The organism is Variovorax sp. YR750 (genome assembly GCF_900109805.1).
GTDB classification, from domain to species: Bacteria; Pseudomonadota; Gammaproteobacteria; order Burkholderiales; family Burkholderiaceae_C; genus Variovorax; species Variovorax gossypii.
Genome location: NZ_FOBJ01000002.1, coordinates 115237 through 135952 on the forward strand (window position 1 = coordinate 115237; position 20716 = coordinate 135952).

Annotated in this window: 19 protein-coding genes; 13 read left to right on the forward strand and 6 right to left on the reverse strand. The window is 69.6% G+C overall.

Annotation, left to right across the window (positions count from 1 at the left end):
• The first annotated feature begins 30 nt into the window (after nt 1-30).
• Nucleotides 31-1833 carry an NAD(P)/FAD-dependent oxidoreductase gene (locus tag BMY35_RS04040; protein WP_093195727.1) on the forward strand — a complete coding sequence of 601 codons (1803 nt, stop codon included), beginning with the start codon at nt 31-33 and terminating at the stop codon, nt 1831-1833.
• A 53-nt stretch (nt 1834-1886) separates the two neighbouring features.
• Here the strand turns inward: BMY35_RS04040 and BMY35_RS04045 are convergent, their stop codons facing one another.
• Together BMY35_RS04045 and BMY35_RS04050 are read right to left on the reverse strand one after the other, a co-directional pair.
• A complete protein-coding gene (locus BMY35_RS04045; protein ID WP_093195728.1) occupies nt 1887-2594 on the reverse strand; it encodes a Crp/Fnr family transcriptional regulator in 708 nt (235 codons plus the stop codon).
• A gap of 62 nt (nt 2595-2656) precedes the next feature.
• Nucleotides 2657-3040: a DUF1090 domain-containing protein gene (locus BMY35_RS04050; RefSeq protein WP_093195729.1), complete on the reverse strand. Its 384-nt coding sequence runs from the start codon at nt 3038-3040 to the stop codon at nt 2657-2659.
• A gap of 152 nt (nt 3041-3192) precedes the next feature.
• On the opposite strand from BMY35_RS04050, the gene BMY35_RS04055 reads away from it, so the two are divergent.
• The 4 genes from BMY35_RS04055 to BMY35_RS04070 are packed head-to-tail and all read left to right on the forward strand — an operon-like array spanning nt 3193 to nt 8129.
• On the forward strand, nt 3193-4113 hold the full coding sequence (locus tag BMY35_RS04055; RefSeq protein WP_093195730.1) for a beta-keto acid cleavage family enzyme: 921 nt from the start codon (nt 3193-3195) through the stop codon (nt 4111-4113).
• 38 nt (nt 4114-4151) lie between these two features.
• Nucleotides 4152-5363: an ABC transporter substrate-binding protein gene (locus BMY35_RS04060; RefSeq protein ID WP_093195731.1), complete on the forward strand. Its 1212-nt coding sequence runs from the start codon at nt 4152-4154 to the stop codon at nt 5361-5363.
• Nucleotides 5360-6310 (forward strand): 3-hydroxyacyl-CoA dehydrogenase NAD-binding domain-containing protein, encoded by a 951-nt coding sequence (locus tag BMY35_RS04065; protein WP_093196164.1) that lies wholly within the window; start codon nt 5360-5362, stop codon nt 6308-6310. The genes BMY35_RS04060 and BMY35_RS04065 overlap by 4 nt, the downstream gene beginning before the upstream one ends.
• 1 nt (nt 6311) lies before the next feature.
• The gene (locus BMY35_RS04070) at nt 6312-8129 is read left to right on the forward strand and encodes a feruloyl-CoA synthase (protein ID WP_093195732.1); all 1818 of its coding nucleotides are present in this window, start codon (nt 6312-6314) and stop codon (nt 8127-8129) included.
• 21 nt (nt 8130-8150) lie between these two features.
• Here BMY35_RS04070 and BMY35_RS04075 read toward each other — a convergent pair whose 3' ends face one another.
• Entirely contained in the window at nt 8151-9065 is a 915-nt protein-coding gene (locus BMY35_RS04075) for a LysR family transcriptional regulator (RefSeq protein WP_093195733.1), read from the reverse strand.
• 150 nt (nt 9066-9215) lie between these two features.
• Between BMY35_RS04075 and BMY35_RS04080 the strand changes: the two genes are divergently transcribed.
• Genes BMY35_RS04080 through BMY35_RS04090 form a run of 3 tightly spaced genes read left to right on the forward strand, consistent with a single transcriptional unit; the run spans nt 9216 to nt 12374 of the window.
• Nucleotides 9216-10583 carry an MFS transporter gene (locus BMY35_RS04080; protein WP_093195734.1) on the forward strand — a complete coding sequence of 456 codons (1368 nt, stop codon included), beginning with the start codon at nt 9216-9218 and terminating at the stop codon, nt 10581-10583.
• Between the two features lie 16 nt (nt 10584-10599).
• The gene (locus BMY35_RS04085; RefSeq protein WP_093195735.1) at nt 10600-11115 is read left to right on the forward strand and encodes a GAF domain-containing protein; all 516 of its coding nucleotides are present in this window, start codon (nt 10600-10602) and stop codon (nt 11113-11115) included.
• Complete coding sequence (locus BMY35_RS04090) at nt 11112-12374, forward strand: metal-dependent hydrolase family protein (protein WP_093195736.1); 1263 nt, start codon at nt 11112-11114, stop codon at nt 12372-12374. The genes BMY35_RS04085 and BMY35_RS04090 overlap by 4 nt, the downstream gene beginning before the upstream one ends.
• A gap of 16 nt (nt 12375-12390) precedes the next feature.
• On the opposite strand, the gene BMY35_RS04095 is transcribed toward BMY35_RS04090, so the two are convergent.
• A complete protein-coding gene (locus BMY35_RS04095; protein ID WP_256228172.1) occupies nt 12391-13173 on the reverse strand; it encodes a PaaX family transcriptional regulator in 783 nt (260 codons plus the stop codon).
• An 82-nt stretch (nt 13174-13255) separates the two neighbouring features.
• On the opposite strand from BMY35_RS04095, the gene BMY35_RS04100 reads away from it, so the two are divergent.
• The gene (locus tag BMY35_RS04100; protein ID WP_093195738.1) at nt 13256-14038 is read left to right on the forward strand and encodes a crotonase/enoyl-CoA hydratase family protein; all 783 of its coding nucleotides are present in this window, start codon (nt 13256-13258) and stop codon (nt 14036-14038) included.
• 15 nt (nt 14039-14053) lie between these two features.
• On the opposite strand, the gene BMY35_RS04105 is transcribed toward BMY35_RS04100, so the two are convergent.
• The gene (locus BMY35_RS04105; protein ID WP_093195739.1) at nt 14054-15448 is read right to left on the reverse strand and encodes an aminotransferase-like domain-containing protein; all 1395 of its coding nucleotides are present in this window, start codon (nt 15446-15448) and stop codon (nt 14054-14056) included.
• 157 nt (nt 15449-15605) lie between these two features.
• Here BMY35_RS04105 and BMY35_RS04110 point away from each other — a divergent pair, with 157 nt between their 5' ends.
• Genes BMY35_RS04110 through BMY35_RS04120 form a run of 3 tightly spaced genes read left to right on the forward strand, consistent with a single transcriptional unit; the run spans nt 15606 to nt 18789 of the window.
• The gene (locus BMY35_RS04110) at nt 15606-16892 is read left to right on the forward strand and encodes a hydroxymethylglutaryl-CoA reductase, degradative (protein WP_093195740.1); all 1287 of its coding nucleotides are present in this window, start codon (nt 15606-15608) and stop codon (nt 16890-16892) included.
• 59 nt (nt 16893-16951) lie between these two features.
• Complete coding sequence (locus tag BMY35_RS04115) at nt 16952-17404, forward strand: hypothetical protein (RefSeq protein WP_093195741.1); 453 nt, start codon at nt 16952-16954, stop codon at nt 17402-17404.
• Nucleotides 17401-18789 carry a tripartite tricarboxylate transporter permease gene (locus BMY35_RS04120; RefSeq protein ID WP_093195742.1) on the forward strand — a complete coding sequence of 463 codons (1389 nt, stop codon included), beginning with the start codon at nt 17401-17403 and terminating at the stop codon, nt 18787-18789. Before BMY35_RS04115 ends, BMY35_RS04120 begins: the two co-directional genes overlap by 4 nt.
• A 7-nt stretch (nt 18790-18796) precedes the next feature.
• Here BMY35_RS04120 and BMY35_RS04125 read toward each other — a convergent pair whose 3' ends face one another.
• A complete protein-coding gene (locus BMY35_RS04125; RefSeq protein WP_256228177.1) occupies nt 18797-20170 on the reverse strand; it encodes a hypothetical protein in 1374 nt (457 codons plus the stop codon).
• Nucleotides 20171-20263: 93 nt separating this feature from the next.
• On the opposite strand from BMY35_RS04125, the gene BMY35_RS04130 reads away from it, so the two are divergent.
• Nucleotides 20264-20686 carry a hotdog fold thioesterase gene (locus tag BMY35_RS04130; RefSeq protein ID WP_093195743.1) on the forward strand — a complete coding sequence of 141 codons (423 nt, stop codon included), beginning with the start codon at nt 20264-20266 and terminating at the stop codon, nt 20684-20686.
• Nucleotides 20687-20716 lie beyond the last annotated feature (30 nt).

Consider the following 20716-nt stretch of genomic DNA (forward strand, 5'->3'; position numbering starts at 1 on the left):
CATCCATCAACGACGCTACGGAGACATGCAATGACAGACCCGACCACCGGCCCGACCAAGGCCGCCGCCCAATGGCTCGCCGACTTCGCCGCTGCCCTCGCGCGCGGCGACATCGACGCGGCCGTCTCGCTGTTCGAGCCCGACAGCTTCTGGCGCGACCTCGTCGCCTTCACCTGGAACATCCGCACGCAGGAAGGCCTCGAGGCCATCCGCGAGATGTTGCGGGCGCGGCTGGCCGACACGCAGCCCACGGCCTTCGCGGTGGAAGGCGAGGCGACCGAGGCCGGCGGCGTGGTCGACGCTTGGTTCAGCTTCGAGACGCGCGTGGCGCGCGGCCGGGGCCACCTGCGGCTTCGCAACGGCAAGGCCTGGACCCTGCTCACCACCATGACCGAGCTCAAGGGCTTCGAGGAGAAGACGGGCGACAACCGCATCAAGGGGGCGGAGCACGGGGTGCACAAGGGTCGCAAGAACTGGCTGGAAAAGCGCCGCGACGAGGAGGCCGCGCTGGGCTACACCGAGCAGCCCGAGGTGGTGATCATCGGCGGCGGCCAGGGCGGCATCGCGCTGGGGGCGCGGCTGCGGCGGCTGGGCGTGCCGACCATCATCGTGGAGCGCAACGCGAAGGCCGGCGACTCATGGCGCAAGCGCTACAAGTCGCTGTGCCTGCACGACCCGGTCTGGTACGACCACCTGCCCTACATGCCCTTCCCCGACGACTGGCCGGTGTTCGCGCCCAAGGACAAGATCGGCGACTGGCTGGAGATGTACACGAAGATCATGGAGCTCAACTACTGGAGCTCCACCAACGCGAAGAAGGCGCGCTTCGACGAAGCCTCGCAGCGCTGGGAAGTGACGGTCGAGCGCGAGGGCAAGCCGGTGGTGCTGCGGCCGAGGCAGCTGGTGTTCGCGCTGGGCGTGTCGGGCTATCCGAACGTGCCGAAGGTGGCGGGCGCCGAGAATTTCAAGGGCGACCAGCATCACTCCAGCCAGCACCCCGGGCCCGAGGCCTACGCGGGCAAGAAGTGCGTGGTGCTGGGCTCGAACAACTCGGCGCACGACATCTGCGCGGCGCTGTGGGAGCACGGCGCCGACGTGACGATGATCCAGCGCTCGTCGACGCACATCGCGCCCTCGCAGTCGCTCATGGAGCTGGCGCTGGGCGGGCTCTACTCCGAGCAGGCGGTGAAGAGCGGCATCGACCACCACAAGGCCGACCTGATCTTCGCGTCGGTGCCCTACAGGATCATGCACACCTTCCACATCCCGGTGTACGAGGAGATGAAGAAGCGCGACGCCGACCTGTACTCACGGCTGGAAAAGGCTGGCTTCCTGCTCGACTTCGGTGCCGACGGCTCCGGCCTCTTCATGAAGTACCTGCGGCGCGGCTCGGGCTACTACATCGACGTGGGCGCGTCGGAGCTGGTGGCCAACGGCAGCATCCACCTGAAGAGCGGCGTGAACATCGAGCGGGTGAACGAGCGCTCCGTCACGCTGACCGACGGCACCGAGCTACCAGCCGACCTGCTGGTGTACGCCACCGGCTACGGCTCGATGAACGGCTGGCTCGCCGACCTGATCTCGCCCGAGATCGCCGACAAGGTCGGCAAGTGCTGGGGGCTGGGCTCCGACACGCCGAAGGACCCGGGGCCGTGGGAGGGCGAGCTGCGCAACATGTGGAAGCCGACGCAGGTCGACAACCTCTGGTTCCACGGCGGCAACCTGCACCAGTCGCGGCACTACTCGCAGTTCCTGGCGCTGCAGCTGAAGGCGCGGATGGAAGGCATCGACACGCCGGTGTACGAGCGGGCGCCTTCGCATCACGTGCGCTGAACGGGTGTCGTCCCCTCTCCCGCAAGCGGGAGAGGGAGAGGGAGCAAGTCCTTTCACTCGATGAAGCGTCGCAGCCCTTCGATGTCGATCACGGTGATCCCTCCGTACTCGATGCGCAGGAAGCCCGCCTCCTTCAGCCGGTTCAGCGCCGCGTTGCAGCGCTGGCGCGACACGCCCGAGAGATTGGCGATCTCTTCCTGCGAGGTCTGCAGGTGCGGCTCGCTGCCCGGGTGCAGCCAGGGGTGGAACAGCCCCGCCAGTGCACGCGCGACCTGGCTGTCGGTGTCGAGCAGGCGGTGCGCCGCGTAGTTGCCCATGAACCAGTGCAGCCGCTCGTTGATCTGCTGCAGCAGGAAGTGATCGAAGCCGCGCTGCGTGCGGTGCAGCCACTCGAAGGTTTCCAGCGGCAGCGCCGCCACCCGGCTCGGCCGCAGCGCGATGATGTCGGCCGAACGCGGCAGCGCGCGCAGCAGCGTGCCCTCGCCGAACCAGCTGCCCACCGAGAGCCCGCCGAAAGTCACGGAGCGTCCGTCGCTGGAGGTGATCGACCACTTGAGCAGGCCCTCGAGCGTGCCGTACCAGTGCATCGGCGTGTCGCCGCGCCGGCACAGCGCGGAGCCGGCGGCCACCTCGACCTCCCGCATCTCCTCGAGCACGCGTTCGCCCGCGCTCACGTCGAGCAGCGGAAACCAGGCCGAGCCTTGCAGCAGTTGGGGGATCGTCAGCGATGCCGAACGGGGGGCCGGCTTGGTCGTGGGCATGGGATGGGAAACGGATGGCTCGGCGAGCCCCTGTCGTGTTCTGTTCTTCTTTGCTTTCTTCTCTACTGCGCGCCCTTGAGCTGCTGCAGTTCCGCCTGCGCCTCGCGCAGCTTGTCCTCGCGCCTGGCCACCTTGTCGGCGCCGCCGTTGCGCCTGGCATCGCGCAGGTCGCGCTCGCGTTTCGCCACCTCGCGCTCCTGGTCGCGGATGCGCCGCTGATGCTCCGCCGCCAGCTTCGCCTCGGTGCAGTTGCGGCGCACTTCGGCGAGCGCCTTCTCGAGCCCGCGCAGGCGCTGCTTCTGGCCCCGGGCCTTGGCCTCCTCGATGTCGCGGCCGATGGCCTCGCGCTTGGCCTCGCAGGTGGTGGGCGCCGGCGCCGGTTGCGCGGCGGTCCAGGTCGAGGCCAGCGCCGCCGAGGCGGCCAGGAGGATGGGCAGCAGTTTCATGAGGTCTCCTTGAAGCGCGCGATGGCGCAAGGGCGACTTTAGCCGGTGGCGCAGGTAAACCCTGCCCTCAAATGTCGTCGCGATGACTGAGTACGAACGCGTTCAAAAAAATAATTGCGCGCCCCCATGAAAGACTCCAGGAGCCCCCGAGCATGTCGAAGCGCAAAGTGATCGTGACCATCGCCCCCACCGGCGGCATGGCGCACAAGTCGCAGAACCCCCACCTCCCCACCCAACCCGCCGAGATCGCCGCCGACGTGCTGCGCTGCTGGAACGCCGGCGCCAGCGTGGTCGCCATCCACGCGCGCCGCCCGGACGACGGTGCCACCTGCGACGCCGAGGTGTACCGCGACATCAACAGCCGCATCCGCGCGGGCGGCTGCGACATCGTCATCAACAACTCCACCGGCGGCGGCGTGCACGGCGACATGGTGAAGCCGCTGGCCGGCGATCGCTGGGAGATCGCGTGGGAAGAGCGCATCAAGGGCATGGACGCCGGCGCCGAGATGTGCACGCTCGACGCCACCACGCTCAACCTGAGCTTCGAGGGCAAGCAGATCCTGATGGACACGCCCATCACCCGCGGCCGCGAGCTCGCCGCCGGCATGAAGGCGCGCGGCATCAAGCCCGAGTGGGAGGTGTTCAGCCCCACGCACATCCTGCAGGACACGACCACGCTGATCGGCGAAGGCCACGACGACGAGCCCTACTTCATCAACCTGGTGATGAACGTGCACCGCAACTTCCAGAACGCGATGCCGTATTCGCCGCGCTTCCTGCAGATGATGGTCGACACGCTGCCCAAGGGCAGCATCTTCTGCGTGAGCGGCATCGGCCCCTCGCAGCTCGAGGCCAACGTGGCGGCGCTGCTGCTGGGCGGCCATGCGCGCGTGGGCCTGGAGGACAACCTCTACTTCCGCCAGGGCGAGCTGGCGACCAACGTGCAGCTCACCGAGCGCATCGTGCGGGTGATCCGCGAGCTCGACATGGAAGTGGCCACGCCCGCCGAGGCGCGCCAGATGATGGGCCTGCCGCGGGTGGGCACGCCGAGGCCCGAGTTCGCGCTGGGCTGACGGCGCACGACAAGAAAAAAGCAACCGGAGACAAGCACATGAGCACTCTTTCCCGCACCGTTCTCGCCACCGCGCTCGGCATGGCATTCGCCGCCGGCGCATCGGCCCAGGTGTCCGACGACACGATCCGCATCGGCTTCATCAGCGACATGTCGGGCATCTACCGCGACTACGACGGCCCGGCCGGCGCCGAGGCCATCCGCATGGCGATCGCCGACATGGGCGGCGCCATCGGCGGCAAGAAGATCGAGTTGGTCACGGCCGACCACCAGAACAAGCCCGACATCGCGGCCGCCAAGGCGCGCGAGTGGTTCGACGTGCAGAAGGTCGACATGCTGATCGGCGGCGTCAATTCGGGCGCTGCCATCGCCATGGCGGGCGTGGCGGCCGACAAGAAGAAGCCCTACTTCGTGGTGGGCTCGGGCGCGTCCAGCCTCACCAACGAGTACTGCTCGCCCTACACGGTGCACTACGCCTACGACACGGTGGCCATGGCGCGCGGCACCGCGAGCGCGGTGGTCAAGGCCGGCGGCAAGAGCTGGTACTTCGTGGCGGCCGACTATGCCTTTGGCGCCGCGCTGCAGAACGACGCGACCAAGACCGTGCTGGCGAGCGGCGGCACGGTGGCCGGCTCGGTCAAGCATCCGCTGGGCGCGAGCGATTTCTCTTCCTTCATGCTGCAGGCGCAGAACTCGAAGGCGCAGGTGCTGGCGCTGGCCAACGCGGGCGGCGACACGGTCAACGCCATCAAGTCGGCGGCGGAATTCGGCATCGCCAGGAACATGAAGCTGGCGGGCATGATCATCACCATCAACGACGTGCACGCGCTGGGCCTGAAGGCGTCGCAGGGCATGTACCTCACCGACAGCTGGTACTGGAACCAGACCCCCGAGGCACGCGAGTGGTCCCGCCGCTTCTTCGACAAGCACAAGCGCATGCCCTCCTCCTTCCATGCCGGCGACTACTCGGCCGCGCTGCAATACCTGCAGGCGGTGAAGGCCGCGGGCAGCGACGACGCCGACAAGGTGATGGCCCAGTTGCGCAAGACGAAGTTCAATGACATGTTCGTCAAGGGCGGCTGGCTGCGCGACGACGGGCTGATGGTGCACGACATGCACCTGATGCAGGTGAAGGCGCCGGCCGAGTCGAAGGAACCCTGGGATTACTACAAGGTGGTCGAGCCGATCCGCGGCGAGGCCGCATGGACCACGAAGGCGGAGAGCCGCTGCGCGCGGTGGAAATCGACATGAGCACATCCTCGTTGGAAATCAAACGCGTGGCGGTGGTCGGCACCGGCGTGATCGGCGCGAGCTGGGTCGCGCACTTCCTCGCGCACGGGCTGGACGTGAACGCGACCGACCCCTCGCCAGGCGCGGAAGAGAGGCTGCGCGAAGCCGTGGCGCGGCACTGGCCGACGCTGGAGCGCTTCGGCCTGGCTCCGGGCGCCTCGGTGGACCGCCTGCGCTTCCACGACAGCCTGGAAGATGCCGTCTCGGTGGCCGACTTCGTCCAGGAGAACGGCCCCGAGCGCATGGATTTCAAGATCGACCTGTTCCGCCGCATGGACGCGGCCGCGCCGCCCGAGACCATCCTCGCCTCGAGTTCCTCGGGCCTGGCGATCAGCGGCGTGCAGTCGGGCTGCGCGCATCCGCAGCGCGTGGTGCTAGGGCATCCGTTCAACCCGCCGCACCTGATCCCGCTGGTGGAAGTGATCGGCGGCGAGCAGACCTCGGCCGAGGCCATCGAACGCACGATGGCGTTCTACGCGGCCATCGGCAAGCGGCCGATCCACGTGAAGCGCGAGGTCAAGGGCCACATCGCGAACCGGCTGCAGGCGGCGCTGTGGCGCGAGGCCTTCCATCTGGTCGACCAGGGTGTGGCCAGCGTGGCCGACATCGACGCGGCCATCGCGCACGGGCCCGGCCTGCGCTGGGCGGTGATGGGGCCGTTCATGAACCTGCATCTGTCGGGCGGCGCGGGCGGCATCGAGCATGTGCTCGCGCACCTGGGCGGGCCGATCGAGGACTGGTGGAAGGACCTGGGCGCGCCATCGATGACGGCCGAGCTGAAGCAGCAGGTGGCGCAAGGCGTGGCCGAGGAGCTTGGTCAACGCCGTACGGCAGATCTCGAATCCGCCCGCGACACCCTGCTGTTAAACCTGATTCGCGCCAAGAGCGACACCGGCAGACTCGACTGAAATGACCGACTTCCTCCTCGATGAAAGCCTGATCGCCCCGCCCCGCACGGTGCGCATCGACTTCGACGACGACTCCTTCGCGCTGCGTTCGCCGATGGCGCTGAAGCCTTATGCGCGCTGCATCGGCGAATGGATCGAGCGCTGGGCGGGCGAAACGCCCGACGCGCTGGCCTTCGCGGAACGCGACGAGAGCGGCGAAGGCTGGCGCAGGCTGGACTACCGTGCGCTGCGCCATGCGGTGGGCACGGTGGCGCAGGGGCTGCTCGACCTGAACCTGCCGGCGGGACAACCGGTCGTGATCCTCTCGGACAACGCCATCGACCACGCGGTGCTGATGCTCGCGGCCATGCACATCGGCCGCACCGCCTGCTCGCTCTCCAGCGCCTACTCGCGCATGGCGAAGGACCCGTCGCGGCTGCACGGCATGCTGCAGACGCTGAAGCCGGGGCTGATCTACGCATCCGACGCGAAGGTGTACGGCGGCTCGCTCGCGGGCTGCGGCGTCGAGGCGGTCACGGTGTTCAGCCGCAACGCCGATGCGCATCCGGGCGCGCTGGCCTTCGACAGCCTGCTCGCGGCGAAGGAAACGCCCGCCGTCATGCAGGCCTTCGCCAACGTGCTGCCCGATACGCACGCCAAGTACCTGCTGACCTCCGGCTCCACCGGCAAGCCCAAGGTGGTCATCAACACGCACCGCATGCTGTGCGCCAACCAGCAGATGATGGCGCAGACATGGCGCTTCCTCGCGCACGAAAAGCCGGTGCTGGTCGACTGGCTGCCCTGGAGCCACACCTTCGGCGCCAACCACAACCTGCACATGGTGCTGTGCCACGGCGGCGCGCTCTACATCGACGAGGGCCGGCCCGCGCCGGGCCTGATCGAAAAGACGGTGCGCAACCTGCGCGAGGTGAAGCCCACGCTGCTGTTCAACGTGCCGCGCGGCTTCGACATGCTGCTGCCCTTCCTCGAGGCCGACGATGCGCTGGCTGCCGAAGTGCTCTCGCGGCTGCGCCTTGCCTTCTACGCGGCGGCGGCGCTCGCGCCCTCCACCTGGCAGAGGCTCGAGGCGGTGGCCCGGCGCGTGCGCCCCGAGCGGCCGCTGTGGCTCACCACCTCGTGGGGCGCGACGGAGACATCGCCCGCCATCACCTCGGCGCACTGGAAGCTCGACGGCGCCGGCTGCATCGGCGCGCCGCTGCCGGGGCTGGAGCTGAAGTTCGTGCCCAACGGGGAGAAGCTGGAGATGCGCGTCAAGGGCGTCTCGGTGTTCCCCGGCTATCGCGACGCACCGCGCGAGACAGCGCAGGCCTTCGACGAGGAAGGCTACTACCGCATCGGCGACGCCGGCTTCCTGGCGAACCCGGCACAGCCCGCGCAGGGCGTGATCTTCAACGGCCGCGTGGCGGAAGACTTCAAGCTCTCCACTGGCACCTGGGTGTCGGTGGGCACGCTGCGCGTGAAGCTGGTGTCGCTGCTCGCGCCGCATGTGCAGGACGTGGTGCTCACGGGCCACGACCGCGACGAGATCGGCATGCTGGTGTTCGCCAGCCCACAGGGTGCCGCGCTTGCGCCGCAGGCCATGGGAGAGCGCATCGCAGGCGTGCTGCGCTCGCTGCGCGACGAAGGCGCGGGATCCTCGCAATGCCCGGCCTGCGCGCTGGTGCTGGCGGAACCGCCGAGCCTCGACGCGGGCGAGATCACCGACAAGGGCTACATCAACCAGCGCGCCGTGCTGACGCGGCGCGCGGCCGAAGTCGAGCGGCTGCATGCGCGCTCGCCCTCCGGCGCCGATGCGCTGGTGGTGCGGCTCGAAGGCTGATTTCCCGGCGGGGGCAGGCGCTCAGGCCTGCTCGAACAGGTCCAGCAGCGTGTTCTTCAGCCACCGGTGCAGCCCCGAGCTCTCGTTGCGCTGGTGCCAGAAGAGCTCGATGATGCGCGGCGGCGCCTCCAGCGGCACGGGCATCTTGCGCAGGCCCGTCAGGCGCGGAGGCTCGAACTTCTCGGACCACGGCAGCACGGCGATCAGGTCGGAGCGGCGCACCACCTCGTATGCCGCGCCGTAGTGGTTCACCGTCGCGACCAGGTTGCGCTGCAGCCCGCGGCTGCGCAGGAACAGGTCGTAGGTGGGCGTGGTCTTGCCGACCAGGCTCACGTCCACGTGGCGGGCGGCGAGAAACTTCTTCAGCGGAATCCTGTCGGCGCGCGCCAGCGGATGGCCCGCGCGCATGATGCAGACGAAGTCGGGCGACCACAGCGCCCGCGACTTGAGGAACGCCGGCCGCCGCACCTCCTCGTTGTAGACGCTGATCGCGAAGTCGGCCTTGTTGTCGGCCAGCACCGGGCCGAAGTCGACCAGCGTGTTCGGAATGGCGTGGACCTGCATCGACGGCGCGACCTTGCCCAGCCTCTGCGCCAGCCGAGGCACCACGATGGACGACACGTAGTCGGACATGGCGATGCTCACGCTCGCGGTGCTGCGCAACGCGTCGAAGTGCTCGATGTCCATCGTCGCGCGGATCGCCTGCAGCGACTGCGACAGCGGCTCCCACAGGTCGATGGCGCGCCGCGTCGGGTTGACGCCTGCACCGCTGCGCACGAAGAGCGGATCGTCGAAGGTGTCGCGCAGCCGGCGCAGCGCGTTGCTCACCGCCGGCTGCGTCAGCGACAGCTTGCCGGCCGCACGCGTGACGTTGCCCTCGGTCATGAGCGCCTCGAACACCTTCAGCAGGTTGAGGTCGGCGTTGCGGTAGTTCATGGCGTGCCCCGATCGTTCGTTCGTCATTTCATTCACTGGGTCAATGAACACAATCACGCATATAAATTTGTCGTGATATCCACGCGATCCTACGATCTGCCGCTTCGTCACCGTTGCTCTTCAACGCTCCACCGAAGTCGAGGGATTCACATGACCATGCTGTCGGCCCGCATCGAGCGCCTGCCGTTCTCCGGCTTCCATCGGCGCCTGCTCCTCATGGGAGGACTGGGCTACACCTTCGATGCGATGGACGCCGCGGTGATCGCGTTCGTGCTGCCGGTGCTGCGCACCGAATGGGGGCTCGGCAGCGTGCAGATCGGCGTGCTGGCCAGCGCGAACTTCATCGGCTTCTTCTTCGGCGCGCTCGCGGCCGGCACCTGCGGCGACCTGTTCGGGCGGCGCAAGGTGATGATGTCGGCGCTCGCGATCTACTGCGTGGCCTCGCTCTTCAGCGGCATGGTCGACAGCTGGACGCTGTTCCTGGCCCTGCGCATCGTGGCCGGCTTCGGCGCGGGAGCCGAAAGCGCGATCATCGCGCCCTACCTGTCGGAATTCGTGGCGCGCCGCTACCGGGGCACCTTCACCGGCGCGCTGGCCGGCTTCTTCTCCTTCGGCTTCGTGGCGGCGGCGTTGCTGGGCTATTTCATCGTGCCGGCACACCCGCAGGGCTGGCGCATCGTGATCTTCATCACCGCGCTGCCGGTGCTGCTCCTGCTGTGGTGGCGCCGCGCGCTGCCGGAGTCGCCGCGCTGGCTCGAAAGCCAGGGCCGGCAGGCAGAAGCCGACACGATCGTCGACGCGATGGAGTCCGACATGGCGCGCCGCGGCCTCGCGCTGCCCGCCCTCAACGAGGAGGACGTGGCCGCGCCGCCGCCCAGCAGCAGCCGCGGCAGCCTGCTGAAGAACTACGCCACGCTGGTGTCGCGCAGGCTGATGCGCATCAGCGTCATGACCTGGCTGATGTGGCTGTCGATCACCTTCAGCTACTACTCGTTCTTCACCTGGATCCCGAGCCTGCTGATCCAGAACGGCATGACCATCACCAAGAGCTTCGGCTATTCGCTGGTGATGTACCTGGCGCAGATCCCGGGCTACTTCTCGGCCGCATGGCTCAACGAGAAGATCGGCCGGCAGGCCACCATCGTGGGCTACATGCTGCTGGGCGGACTCTCGGCGCTGGGGCTGGCCTTCACGCACAGCGACACGCAGATCATGGCGGCGGGCGTGCTGCTGTCCTTCTTCATGAACGGCACCTACGCGGGCGTCTACGCCTACACGCCGGAAGTGTTCCCGACGCAGGTGCGTGCCACCGGCGCGGGGCTGGCATCGGCCATCGGGCGCATCGGCGGCATCACGGCGCCGATCCTGGTCGGCTTCGTGTATCCGACATTGGGCTTCGCGGGCGTGTTCGGCATGACGACGGCCGTGCTGCTGCTGGGCGCCGCGGCCGTCACCTTCATGGGCATTCCCACGCGCGGCCGCTCGCTGGAAGACATCGCGGCGGCCGAGCTTTCCTGAACGACAAGCGACATTCATGCAACCAAGGAATCTTCTTCTGGACGAATCGCTGTCGGCCGTCGCCCTCGCGCACGCCGACACGCAGCAACCCCAGGCCACTTTCGACGCGATCGACAAGGCGCTGGCCGCGACCATCGGCCACAGGCTCTTCACCATCCTGGTCCACCATCGCGAGGCGCGCGAGTCGGAGCGCATCTACACCAACATGCGCGACGCCTACCCGGTGGGCGGACGCAAGCCGATCACCGATTCGCCGTGGATGCGGCAGGTGATGCAGCGCGGCCTGCCCTACATCGGGCGCACGGCCGACGACATCCGCGACGTGTTCTTCGACCACGAACTCATCGTGTCGCTGGGCTGCCGCAGCGTGCTGAACATTCCGCTGCGGTGGCGCGGCGAGACGCTGGGCACGCTGAACATGCTGCACGAGGAGAATTGGTACGACGACGGACACGTCGAGACCGCGCGCGTGTTCGCGCAGCTGGCGGTGCCCGCCGTGATGGAGCAACAGACCAAGGAGTCGCCCGCATGACGAACGCAGTGCTTTTCAGCAACGCCCACCTGCTCGACACGCAACGCGCCGAGCTGCTGGAAGACCATCACGTCCTCGTCGAGGACGGCGTGGTCCGCGAGGTTTCCGACAAGCCGATCCGCAGCGCCTCGGCACGCGTCATCGACGTGAAGGGCAAGACCGTGATGCCCGGCCTCATCGACCTGCACGTGCACGTGATCGCGGTGGAGCTCAATCTCTCGCGGCAGGTGCACATGCCCAACGTGCTGGTGACGCTGCGCAGCGTGCCGATATTGCGCGGCATGCTGCGCCGCGGCTTCACCACGGTGCGCGACGCGGGCGGCGCGGGCTTCGCGTTCAAGCAGGCCATCGACGCCGGGCTGGCGCAGGGCCCGCGCCTGTTCGTCTCGGGCCGCGCACTGAGCCAGACCGGCGGCCACGGCGACATGCGCGCGCGCTCCGACTACCTGAGCAGCAACAACGACGGCGCCTGCGCCACCTGCGTGCGCGTCGGCGCGCTGGCGCGCGTGGCCGACGGCGTGGACGCGGTGCGCAAGGCGGTGCGCGAGGAACTGCAGATGGGCGCCGACCAGATCAAGATCATGGCCTCGGGCGGCGTGGCCTCGCCCACCGACCCGGTGGGCGCCTTCGGCTACAGCGAGGACGAGATCCGCGCCATCGTCGCCGAGGCCGAGGGACGCGGCACCTACGTGATGGCGCATGCGTACACCGCCGCGGCCATCGCGCGCGCGGTGCGCTGCGGCGTGCGCACCATCGAGCACGGCAACCTCGTCGACACCCCCACCGCGGGGCTCATGGCGCAGCTGGGTGCGTACGTGGTGCCCACGCTCGTCACCTACGACGCACTGGCCACCGAGGGCGAGAGCCTCGGCCTGCCTCCCGAGAGCGTGGCCAAGGTGGCCAGCGTGCGAGAGGCCGGCCTTCGCTCGCTGGAGATCTACAAGGCCGCGGGCGTGAAGATGGGCTACGGCTCCGACCTGCTGGGCGAGTCGCAGCGCTTGCAGAGCAACGAGTTCCGCCTGCGCGCGGAGGTGCTGTCGCCGGCCGAGGCCATCGCCAGCGCGACCACGGTGGGCGCCGAGGTGCTGGGCATGGGCGACCGGCTGGGCCGGCTGGTGCCCGGCGCTCTGGCCGACCTGCTGGTGGTGGACGGCAATCCGCTGCGCGACATCGGCTGCCTGCTGGGCCAGGGCGAACGCATTCCGCTGGTCATGAAGGAAGGCGTGGTGCAGTTCGACGAACTGGCCGCCGCGCGCTGAAGCGCCGCCGCGGGGACTACGGCTGCGCCAGCCACTTGCGCCACAGCACCAGCGCCTTGTCCTGGTAGCGCCGGGTGGCGGCCAGCAGCGCCGCGCGCGGCTCGGGCGACATGAGTTCGGCCGGCAGCAGCGGATCGCGAATGAGATGCCCGATCACGGCCCGCCCCAGCATCAGAGACTCGCGCGTCGCGGTTTCGAGCTTCTGCGTGCGCAGGCGCTTCTCGCTGCGCTCCAGGCCCGTCTGCAGGCGGCGATAGCCGGCCTCGAGCGTGCGCACGTTCCACAGCTTGCGCGCGGCGGCCTGCGCGGCATCGTCGAGGTCGGCCAGCCGGAACACCAGTGCGCTGGACGCGAGCCCCAGCGCCACCAGCTGCGCGCGTTCGGCCTCCAGCCCTCCCGCGAGGTTGTCAGGCCGGATGTGCAGGCCCGGCCGCAGCGCCGCGAATCCGCGCAGCGAGAGCGCGAGCGCGTGATGGCGCCATGCGGTCTTGTCGGTGCGCGACACGCCCGCGTCGTGCACCGCGAGCCAGTCGCCGCGCCACGCGACCGCCTGCGCCTGCTTGTGCCGCCAGTCGTCGACCGCGCGCGAGAGCGCCGCGCCGCGCCGGTCGAGCGAATAGCTGCCGCGCTCGCCGCGGGCGATCTTGCCCTCGGCCGCCAGCCGCGTCAGGCCCACGCGCAGGGTCGACTCGCCGATGCCCATGAGCGCGCCCGCGCGGCACAGCGACTGCGCGCTGAGCGTGCCGCCGTCGGCCACGAGCAGGTCGAGGATCAGGTCGGGGGCGCTGGGGATCGCCACCGGTACATTACATATTTTGTCCATCGTTGCGAAATGAAGAAATATTTCCTACGATGGGATTTTGCCCCGGAAGGAGCTGTGCATGGCCATGCAATACGTGAGCTGCGACACAGATGGCGGCGTCTTCACCATCACCCTGAACCGGCCCGACAAGCGCAACGCGGTGGACGGCCCCGTGGCGGCCGAACTGCGCGAGGCCTTCGGCCGGTTCGAGGCCGAAGATGCGCTGCGCGTCGCGGTGCTGACCGGCGCGGGCGGCAACTTCTGCGCGGGCGCCGACCTCACGGCCGTGGGCGACCCGGCCCGCCGCAACGAGCTCGACCCCGAAGGCGGCGGCAGCGGCCCGATGGGGCCGACGCGCATGGCGCTGTCGAAACCGCTGATCGCGGCGGTGAACGGCTTCGCGGTGGCGGGCGGTCTCGAGCTCGCGCTGCTGGCAGACCTGCGGGTGGCCGACGAGGACGCCGTGTTCGGCGTGTTCTGCCGCCGCTGGGGCGTGCCGCTGATCGACGGCGGCACCGTGCGGCTGCCGCGCATCGTGGGCATGGGGCGCGCGCTCGACATGATCCTCTCGGGCCGCCCGGTGGGCGCGCCCGAGGCGCTGGCGATGGGCCTGGTCAACCGCATGACGCCGCCCGGCGGCGCGCTGGCCGCCGCACAGGAACTGGCACAGCAGCTGTCGGCCTTTCCGCAGCAATGCATGCTGGCCGACCGCCGCTCGGCCTACGAGCAATGGGACATGCCGCTCGCGCAGGCGCTGCGCCGCGAGGGCGCCCAGGGCGTGCCGGTGGTCTTCGCGGAAGGCAGGGACGGTGCCGCGCGCTTCGCCGGCGGCGAGGGCCGGCACGGGGAGTTCGGGCGCTGACGACGCCGCGGGCGCTCAGCCCGCCTGCCGGCGCAGCGCGACGCGCAGCGCCTTGGCGAAGCGCGGGTCGGCCATGGCGCCCACGTTGAAGCGCGACCAGCGCGACACCTGCGTCGAGTCGACGCTGAAGATTCGCCCCGGCGCCATCACGATCTTGCGCGGCAGCAGCTCCTTCGCGAAGGCCAGTGAATCCGCCACGCCGGGCAGCGCGGCCCACACGTAGAGCGACTGCGGGGTGCGCGCGAACACCTCGGCGTCGACCGATTCGAAGAGCCTGATCGCATTGCGCGTGGCCTCGCCCAGCCGCGCCTGCAGGCGGTTGAGGTGCCGCTGGTAGTGGCCCTCGCTCAGGATGACGTCGACCGTGCGCTCGCAGTATTCCGAGCTGCTCACGTGGATCAGCGCCTTCAGGTCGGCGAGGTCGCTCGCGAGGTCCGCGCCGCAGGCGATGAAGCCCACGCGCAGCGCCGCCGAGAACGACTTGGAGAAGCTGCCGATGTAGATCGTGCGCTCCAGCTGGTCGAGCGCGGCCAGGCGCGGCAGCGAGGTGGGCTTGAAGTCGGCCAGCGGATCGTTCTCGACGATCAGCAGGTCGTGCTTCTGCGCGAGCTGCAGCACGCGGAATGCCTTGGCGGGCGAGATGTCGGAGCCGGTGGGGTTGTGCGCGATCGACTGCGTGAAGAACAGGCGCGGCCGCTCGGCGACGAGCAGTCGCTCCAGCGCCTCGAGGTCGGGTCCGTCGGCCAGGCGCGGCACGCCCAGCACCTGGGCGCCCGCCAGCTTGAGCTTGCCGAACAGCGGGTAGTAGCCCGGGTCGTCCACCAGCACCTTGCCGCCGGGCGGCACGAAGTAGCGGATGACGATGTCCATCGCCTCGTTGGCGCCGTGCGTCAACACGATCTGCCGCGGCTCCGCGCCGATGCCGAAGTCGGCGAGCTTGCGCACGAGGTGGTCGCGCAGCGGCGCATAGCCGAAGCGGCTGCCGTATCGGAAGAGCGCGCCCAGCCCCGTGCGGACCACCTTGGGGTGGTACTTGTCGAGCCGCACGTCGGCCAGCCATGCGATGGGCGGGAAGCCGTCGCCCACGGCGATCGCGTCGGGCTGGGTCTTGAGCTGCTCGCGCATGAGCCAGACGATGTCCATGGCGCGGCCGAGGCTGCCGGCGTCGTCCTCCGCAGGCTTCGCGGCCTGTTGCTGCTGCGGGGGTCGCACGAAGTAGCCCGAGCCGCGCCTGGGCTCCACCAGTCCGCGCGACACCAGCAGCTCGAAGGCGGCCACCACGGTGTTCTTCGCGTAGCCGTGGAGCTGCGCCAGTTCGCGCAGCGAAGGCAGCTTGTCGCCGGCCTTGTAGGCGCCGCTCGCGATCTGGCGCTCGATGGCGTTGGCGAGCGAATCGGCAATGGTCGTCATGGGCTTCGACTGTGACACAGCGGGCACGGATGGCCGCCTGCTGTCCGCACTGTCCCGACAAACTGTACCTTCCGCCGGCGGTACAGCCGACCTAAATTGCCCGCTCCCGAAACCGACTCCAGAACCTCCTTTCTTTCGTACGAAGAGACACGCAACGATGGTCGCCGACTCCCGCATTCCCAATTTCCGCGCACTCACTCCCGCGCAGCGCCTCGAACACCTCGCGCGCGCCGCATCGCTCGCCGTCGACGAGACCGCCCTGCTCGAAGCACCCGGCGCCCTCGGCGTGGAACGCGCCAACGGCATGGTCGAGAACGTGATCGGCACCTTCGAGCTGCCGCTGGGCGTGGCCGGCAACTTCACCGTGAACGGCCGCGACTACCTCGTGCCGATGGCGGTGGAAGAGCCCTCGGTGGTGGCCGCGGCTTCCTTCATGGCCAAGCTGGCGCGCGAAGGCGGCGGCTTCGAGGCCTCGAGCACCGGGCCGCTGATGCGCGCGCAGGTGCAGCTGATCGGCGTTGCCGACCCGTACGGCGCGCGGCTTGCGCTGCTGCGGGCGCGCGAACGGATCCTCGAGGTGGCCAACAGCCGCGACAAGGTGCTCATCGGCCTGGGCGGCGGCTGCCGCGACATCGAGGTGCACGTGTTCGACGACACGCCGCGCGGCCCGATGGTGGTGATGCACCTGGTCGTCGACGTGCGCGACGCGATGGGCGCGAACACCGTCAACACGATGGCCGAGGCGGTGTCGCCGCTGGTCGAGCAGCTCACGGGCGGCACGGTGCGCCTGCGCATCCTCTCGAACCTGGCCGACCTGCGGCTGGCCCGTGCGCGCGTGCGGCTCGAACCCGCCGTGCTCGCCACGCGCGAGCGCAGCGGCGAGGAAGTGGTGGAAGGCGTGATCGACGCCTACACCTTCGCGGCCGTCGACCCCTACCGCGCGGCGACGCACAACAAGGGAATCATGAACGGCATCGACCCGGTGATCGTCGCCACCGGCAACGACTGGCGTGCGGTGGAGGCAGGCGCGCATGCGTACGCCTGCCGCAACGGCCGCTACACCTCGCTCACGACCTGGGAGAACGACAACCGCGGCGCGCTCGTCGGCACCATCGAGATGCCGATGCCCGTGGGCCTGGTGGGCGGCGCGACGAAGACGCATCCGCTGGCGCGGCTCGCGCTGAAGATCCTCGACGTGAAGTCTGCGCAGGAGCTCGGCGAGGTGGCCGTGGCGGTGGGCCTCGCGCAGAACCTCGGCGCGCTGCGCGCGCTGGCCACCGAGGGCATCCAGCGCGGCCACATGGCGCTGCACGCCCGCAACATTGCGCTGGTGGCGGGCGCCACAGGCGACGAGATCGACGCGGTGGCCAAGCAGATGGCCGCCGAGCACGACGTGCGCACCGACCGCGCGGTGGCGCTGCTCGAGGCGCTGCGCAGGAAGTAGGCGCAGGCGCGACGGACGACCACAAACACAACCACAACCACAGACGGAGACAACGAGAAATGAACGCAGAAGAAGCAGCGCCCGCCCGCTGGCGGCTGGTGGAGATATGGGGCGACACGGCCGACCTGGGCCACCTCGCATGGTCGATCGTGATCGGCGTCGCGGTGAGCCTCGCGGGCTACCTCGTCGCCAGCCGCGTGCTCGCGGGCACGGTGGGCACGCCCGAGCTGGCGCGGGCCTACGCCATGCTCGCCGGCCTGGGCGGCTGCGTGGTGTCGGGCCTGATCTGCGCGCGGCTCTTCGAGCCGAAGCGCGAGGTGGTCGAGGGCACGGCGGCCGACCCGCGCTGGCGCGAGGAGGTGCTGGCCGAACTCGCCGCCGAACACGGCGGCCTGGGCTCGATGGACGACCTGCCGCCCGTGGTGGTGCGCGAGATGAAGGAACTCGAGATTCACGAGCTGTTCGCGTCGTACGAGCCCCGCGCCCGGCGTATCGAAGGAGCCGCGCAATGATCGACGCCGCGCTCCTGAACCAGATCCTCGTGGCCACGGGCATGGGCCTCGTGGGCGCCGTGGTGTTCGCGGCCATCGGCCTCGTGTCGGGCACCGACGAGACCACCACGCTCGCGCCGCTCACCCTGCTGGTGGTGCTGCTGGGCGTGCCGCCGGTGGGCGTGTTCACCTTCTTCCTGGCGGCGGCCGTGGCCAAGCACATGACGCACGCGGTGCCGACCGCCCTGCTGGGCATTCCGGGCGACACCATGGCCACGCCGCTGCTGCAGGACGCCAACGTGCTGCGCAACCTGGGCGTGCCGCACATCGCGCTGCGCAAGATGGTGTCGGGCGCGATCATCGCGGCCTTCATCGCGGTGCCGCTGGCCGTGCTGTTCGCGGTGCTGCTGGCGCCCTACGGCGCGGCCATCACCAAGGCGGCGCCGTGGATCTTCGTGGCGGCGGCGGTGGCCATCGCGTACTTCTCCAGCGGACGCTGGGCCTCGGTGGCGACGCTGGTGCCCTTCGTGATGGTGATCGTGGCGCTGCAGGCGCTCACCGGCAAGTACGGCGTGAAGCTCAGCATCAGCTACTTCCTGGGCATCGCCATCGGGCCGCTGGTGGCCGACCTGTTCTCGGTGATCTCGCCCGCCGCGCGTGCCCGCATGAAGCGCGACAAGGTCCGCACCTTCTCGCTGGCGCCCGACGTGAAGGGCTGGTCGGGCTACTTTCCCAACCCGTTCAAGGTGCTCGACCGCGGACAGGTGAAGTGGACCTTCGCGACGGCGGCGGTCTCCAGCGCCACCTTCGTGTTCAGCCCGGTCGCGATGACGGTGGTGCTGGGCGAGCTGGTCGGCTCGCGCATCAGGCATGCGTACCACCGGCTCACCACCACGCTGGCCGCGCGCAACGGCGTGACCGAGGCCACCTACATCGCCGAGGCGCTGATCCCGCTGATCGCCATCGGCCTGCCGCTGAGCCCGGTGGCCGCCGGGCCGGCCGCGCCCCTCTTCAACGCCCCGCCGGTGTTCACCATCGACGCGGCCAGCGGCCAGACGCACAACCTGCACAACCTGCTGAACCACTGGGAGTTCCTGGGCTACGGCATGCTGGCGGTGATCCTGGCCGCGCTGGTGGCCTATCCGTTCACCATGAACTTCGCGCGCCGCGCGGCGCTGTTCATCTCGCGCAAGGTGAGCCACGAGGCGATCATCGCGACCTTCGTCGGGCTCATCGTGGTCATCAGCGTCTGGGAAGGCCAGCTGCTCGGGCTGCTGGTGATCCTGACGATGGGGCTGCTGGGCGGGCTGCTGTCGCGCGCGATCGGGTTCAACACCGGCGTGCAGTTCATGGGCTACTACACGGCGGTGCTGACGGTGCCGGCGGCGATCAAGGCCTTTGCCTAGAGTCCGGCTAGGGTCGGGGCTGGGGCCTGGCCTTGGGCACGGGCTTCGGCGCCGGCTTCTTCGGCTTGTCCCCGCCGAGGAGCTTCTCCACCTGCTGCCCCAGGCGCGCCCCGATGGCGGTGCCCACGCCGGGCAGCACCGCGCTGCCGATGGCCGCGCCGGTGAGCGCGGCGCCGGTCAGCGAAAGCTCGGGGTCGCTCGCGGTGCCGCCGATCTTGAGCGGCACGCCGACCACGCCGTCGACGAGGTCCACCGCGATCTCGCCGTCGAGCTTGCGGTTGAAGAGCTTCAGGTTGCCGCTGGCCGTGAGCACGCCGGAGCGGGCCTTGAGGTTGCTGTACTGCATCACCACGCCGTCTTCCGTGCCCTGGGTCTCCAGCGTGCCGCTGAGTTCTTCCAGCGAGGTGGTGCCTCCGCGGCTGATTCCGACGGTGGTGACGGCCTTTGCGACGTCCAGCCTGGTGAGGGTTGCGGGCTGCACCGAGAAGGTGGTGCGGGTGCGCAGGCTGCGGATCAGCGCGCCGAGCTCGTCCGTGCTCGCCGCCTCGGCCGAGAGCGTGGTGGTGCCCGAGAACTTGCCCGCCACCGAGGTGCCGCGCCCGAAGGCCTGCGCCAGGCTCTCGATGTCGATCTGGCGCGGCTCCAGGTCGGCCGAGAGCTGGAGCTTTCCGTCGGGCTGGGTCTCGAGCCGGAAGACGCCGTTCCAGGTGCCGCCGCCCGCGTCGATGCGGGTGCGCCAGCGGTCCTGCCCGGCCTGGCGGTCCAGCCGCAGGCGCACGGGCTGGGCCGGCGGCTCCAGGCCGGCGCGCTCGAGCCTGGCCTGGCGCGGGCGCCAGCCGGGGTCGAAGCGGATCTCGCCGTCGTAGGCCAGCGCGATGTCGCGCCGGTCGATCCAGGTCACGTCGCGCCAGCGCAGCTGTTCCACGGGCACGGGAGCGAGCGTCCACGGCGCGGGCAGCGCGACGATGCCCCCTCCTCCGCCTTCCTGCGGCCTGGGCCCCTTGCCCCGGAACGCCCGTACCGAGGCGCGCGGCAGCACCAGGCCTTCAACCTCGATCTCGTCCACCGCGATGACGCGCTGCAGCAGCGGCGCGGGATCGAGCCGCAGGGTGACGCGACGCAGGGTGATGGGGCGCGGCTGGTCGGTGGCGATGTCGGACAGCACCAGCACGGGCACCGGCAGCAGCGTCCAATGGGCCCCGCCGACCTTCAGGGCGACGCCGAAGCGCTTCTCGAAGGCCTCGGCGATCTTCGCGGCCACCTCGTCGTCGGTGGGAAGGCGCGTGCTCACCACCCACGCCAGCGCGCCCAAGCCCAGCAGCACTGCGGCGGCAATGCCGATGAGCCAGTGGCGCAGAGGGCGCTGCAGAGGGCGCTTCATCGGCGCAAGGTAGCACGCAAAGGCGACTCGGTTTGTCAGTCGCCATCGCTATAGTTTTGGCCACTGTTACAGGCAAGAAGAAAGAAGCACCGAATGCGTATCTGGAAAAAAGAGATCTCCGTCGAGGCGCTGACGCGCAACCACGTGGGCACCGCCGTCTCGACGCTGGGCATGGAGTTCCTGGAGGTGGGCGACGACTTCATCCGCGCCCGCTGCCCGGTGGACGAGCGCACCCGCCAGCCCTACGGCATCCTGCACGGCGGGGTGTCGGTGGTGCTGGCCGAGACGCTGGGCTCCTGCGGCGCCCACTACTCGGCCCCCGAGGGCGACCGGGCCGTGGGCCTGGACATCAACGCCAACCACATCCGCTCGGTGACCAGCGGCTGGGTGATCGGCACGGCACGGCCGGTGCACCGGGGGCGCACCACGCAGGTCTGGCAGATCGACCTGACGAACGAGGCGGGCGAGCTGACCTGCGTGTCGCGCATCACGATGGCGGTGCTGCAGCCGCGCTGAGGGCGAAGGCGGCCGCCTTCCCGCCCTCCT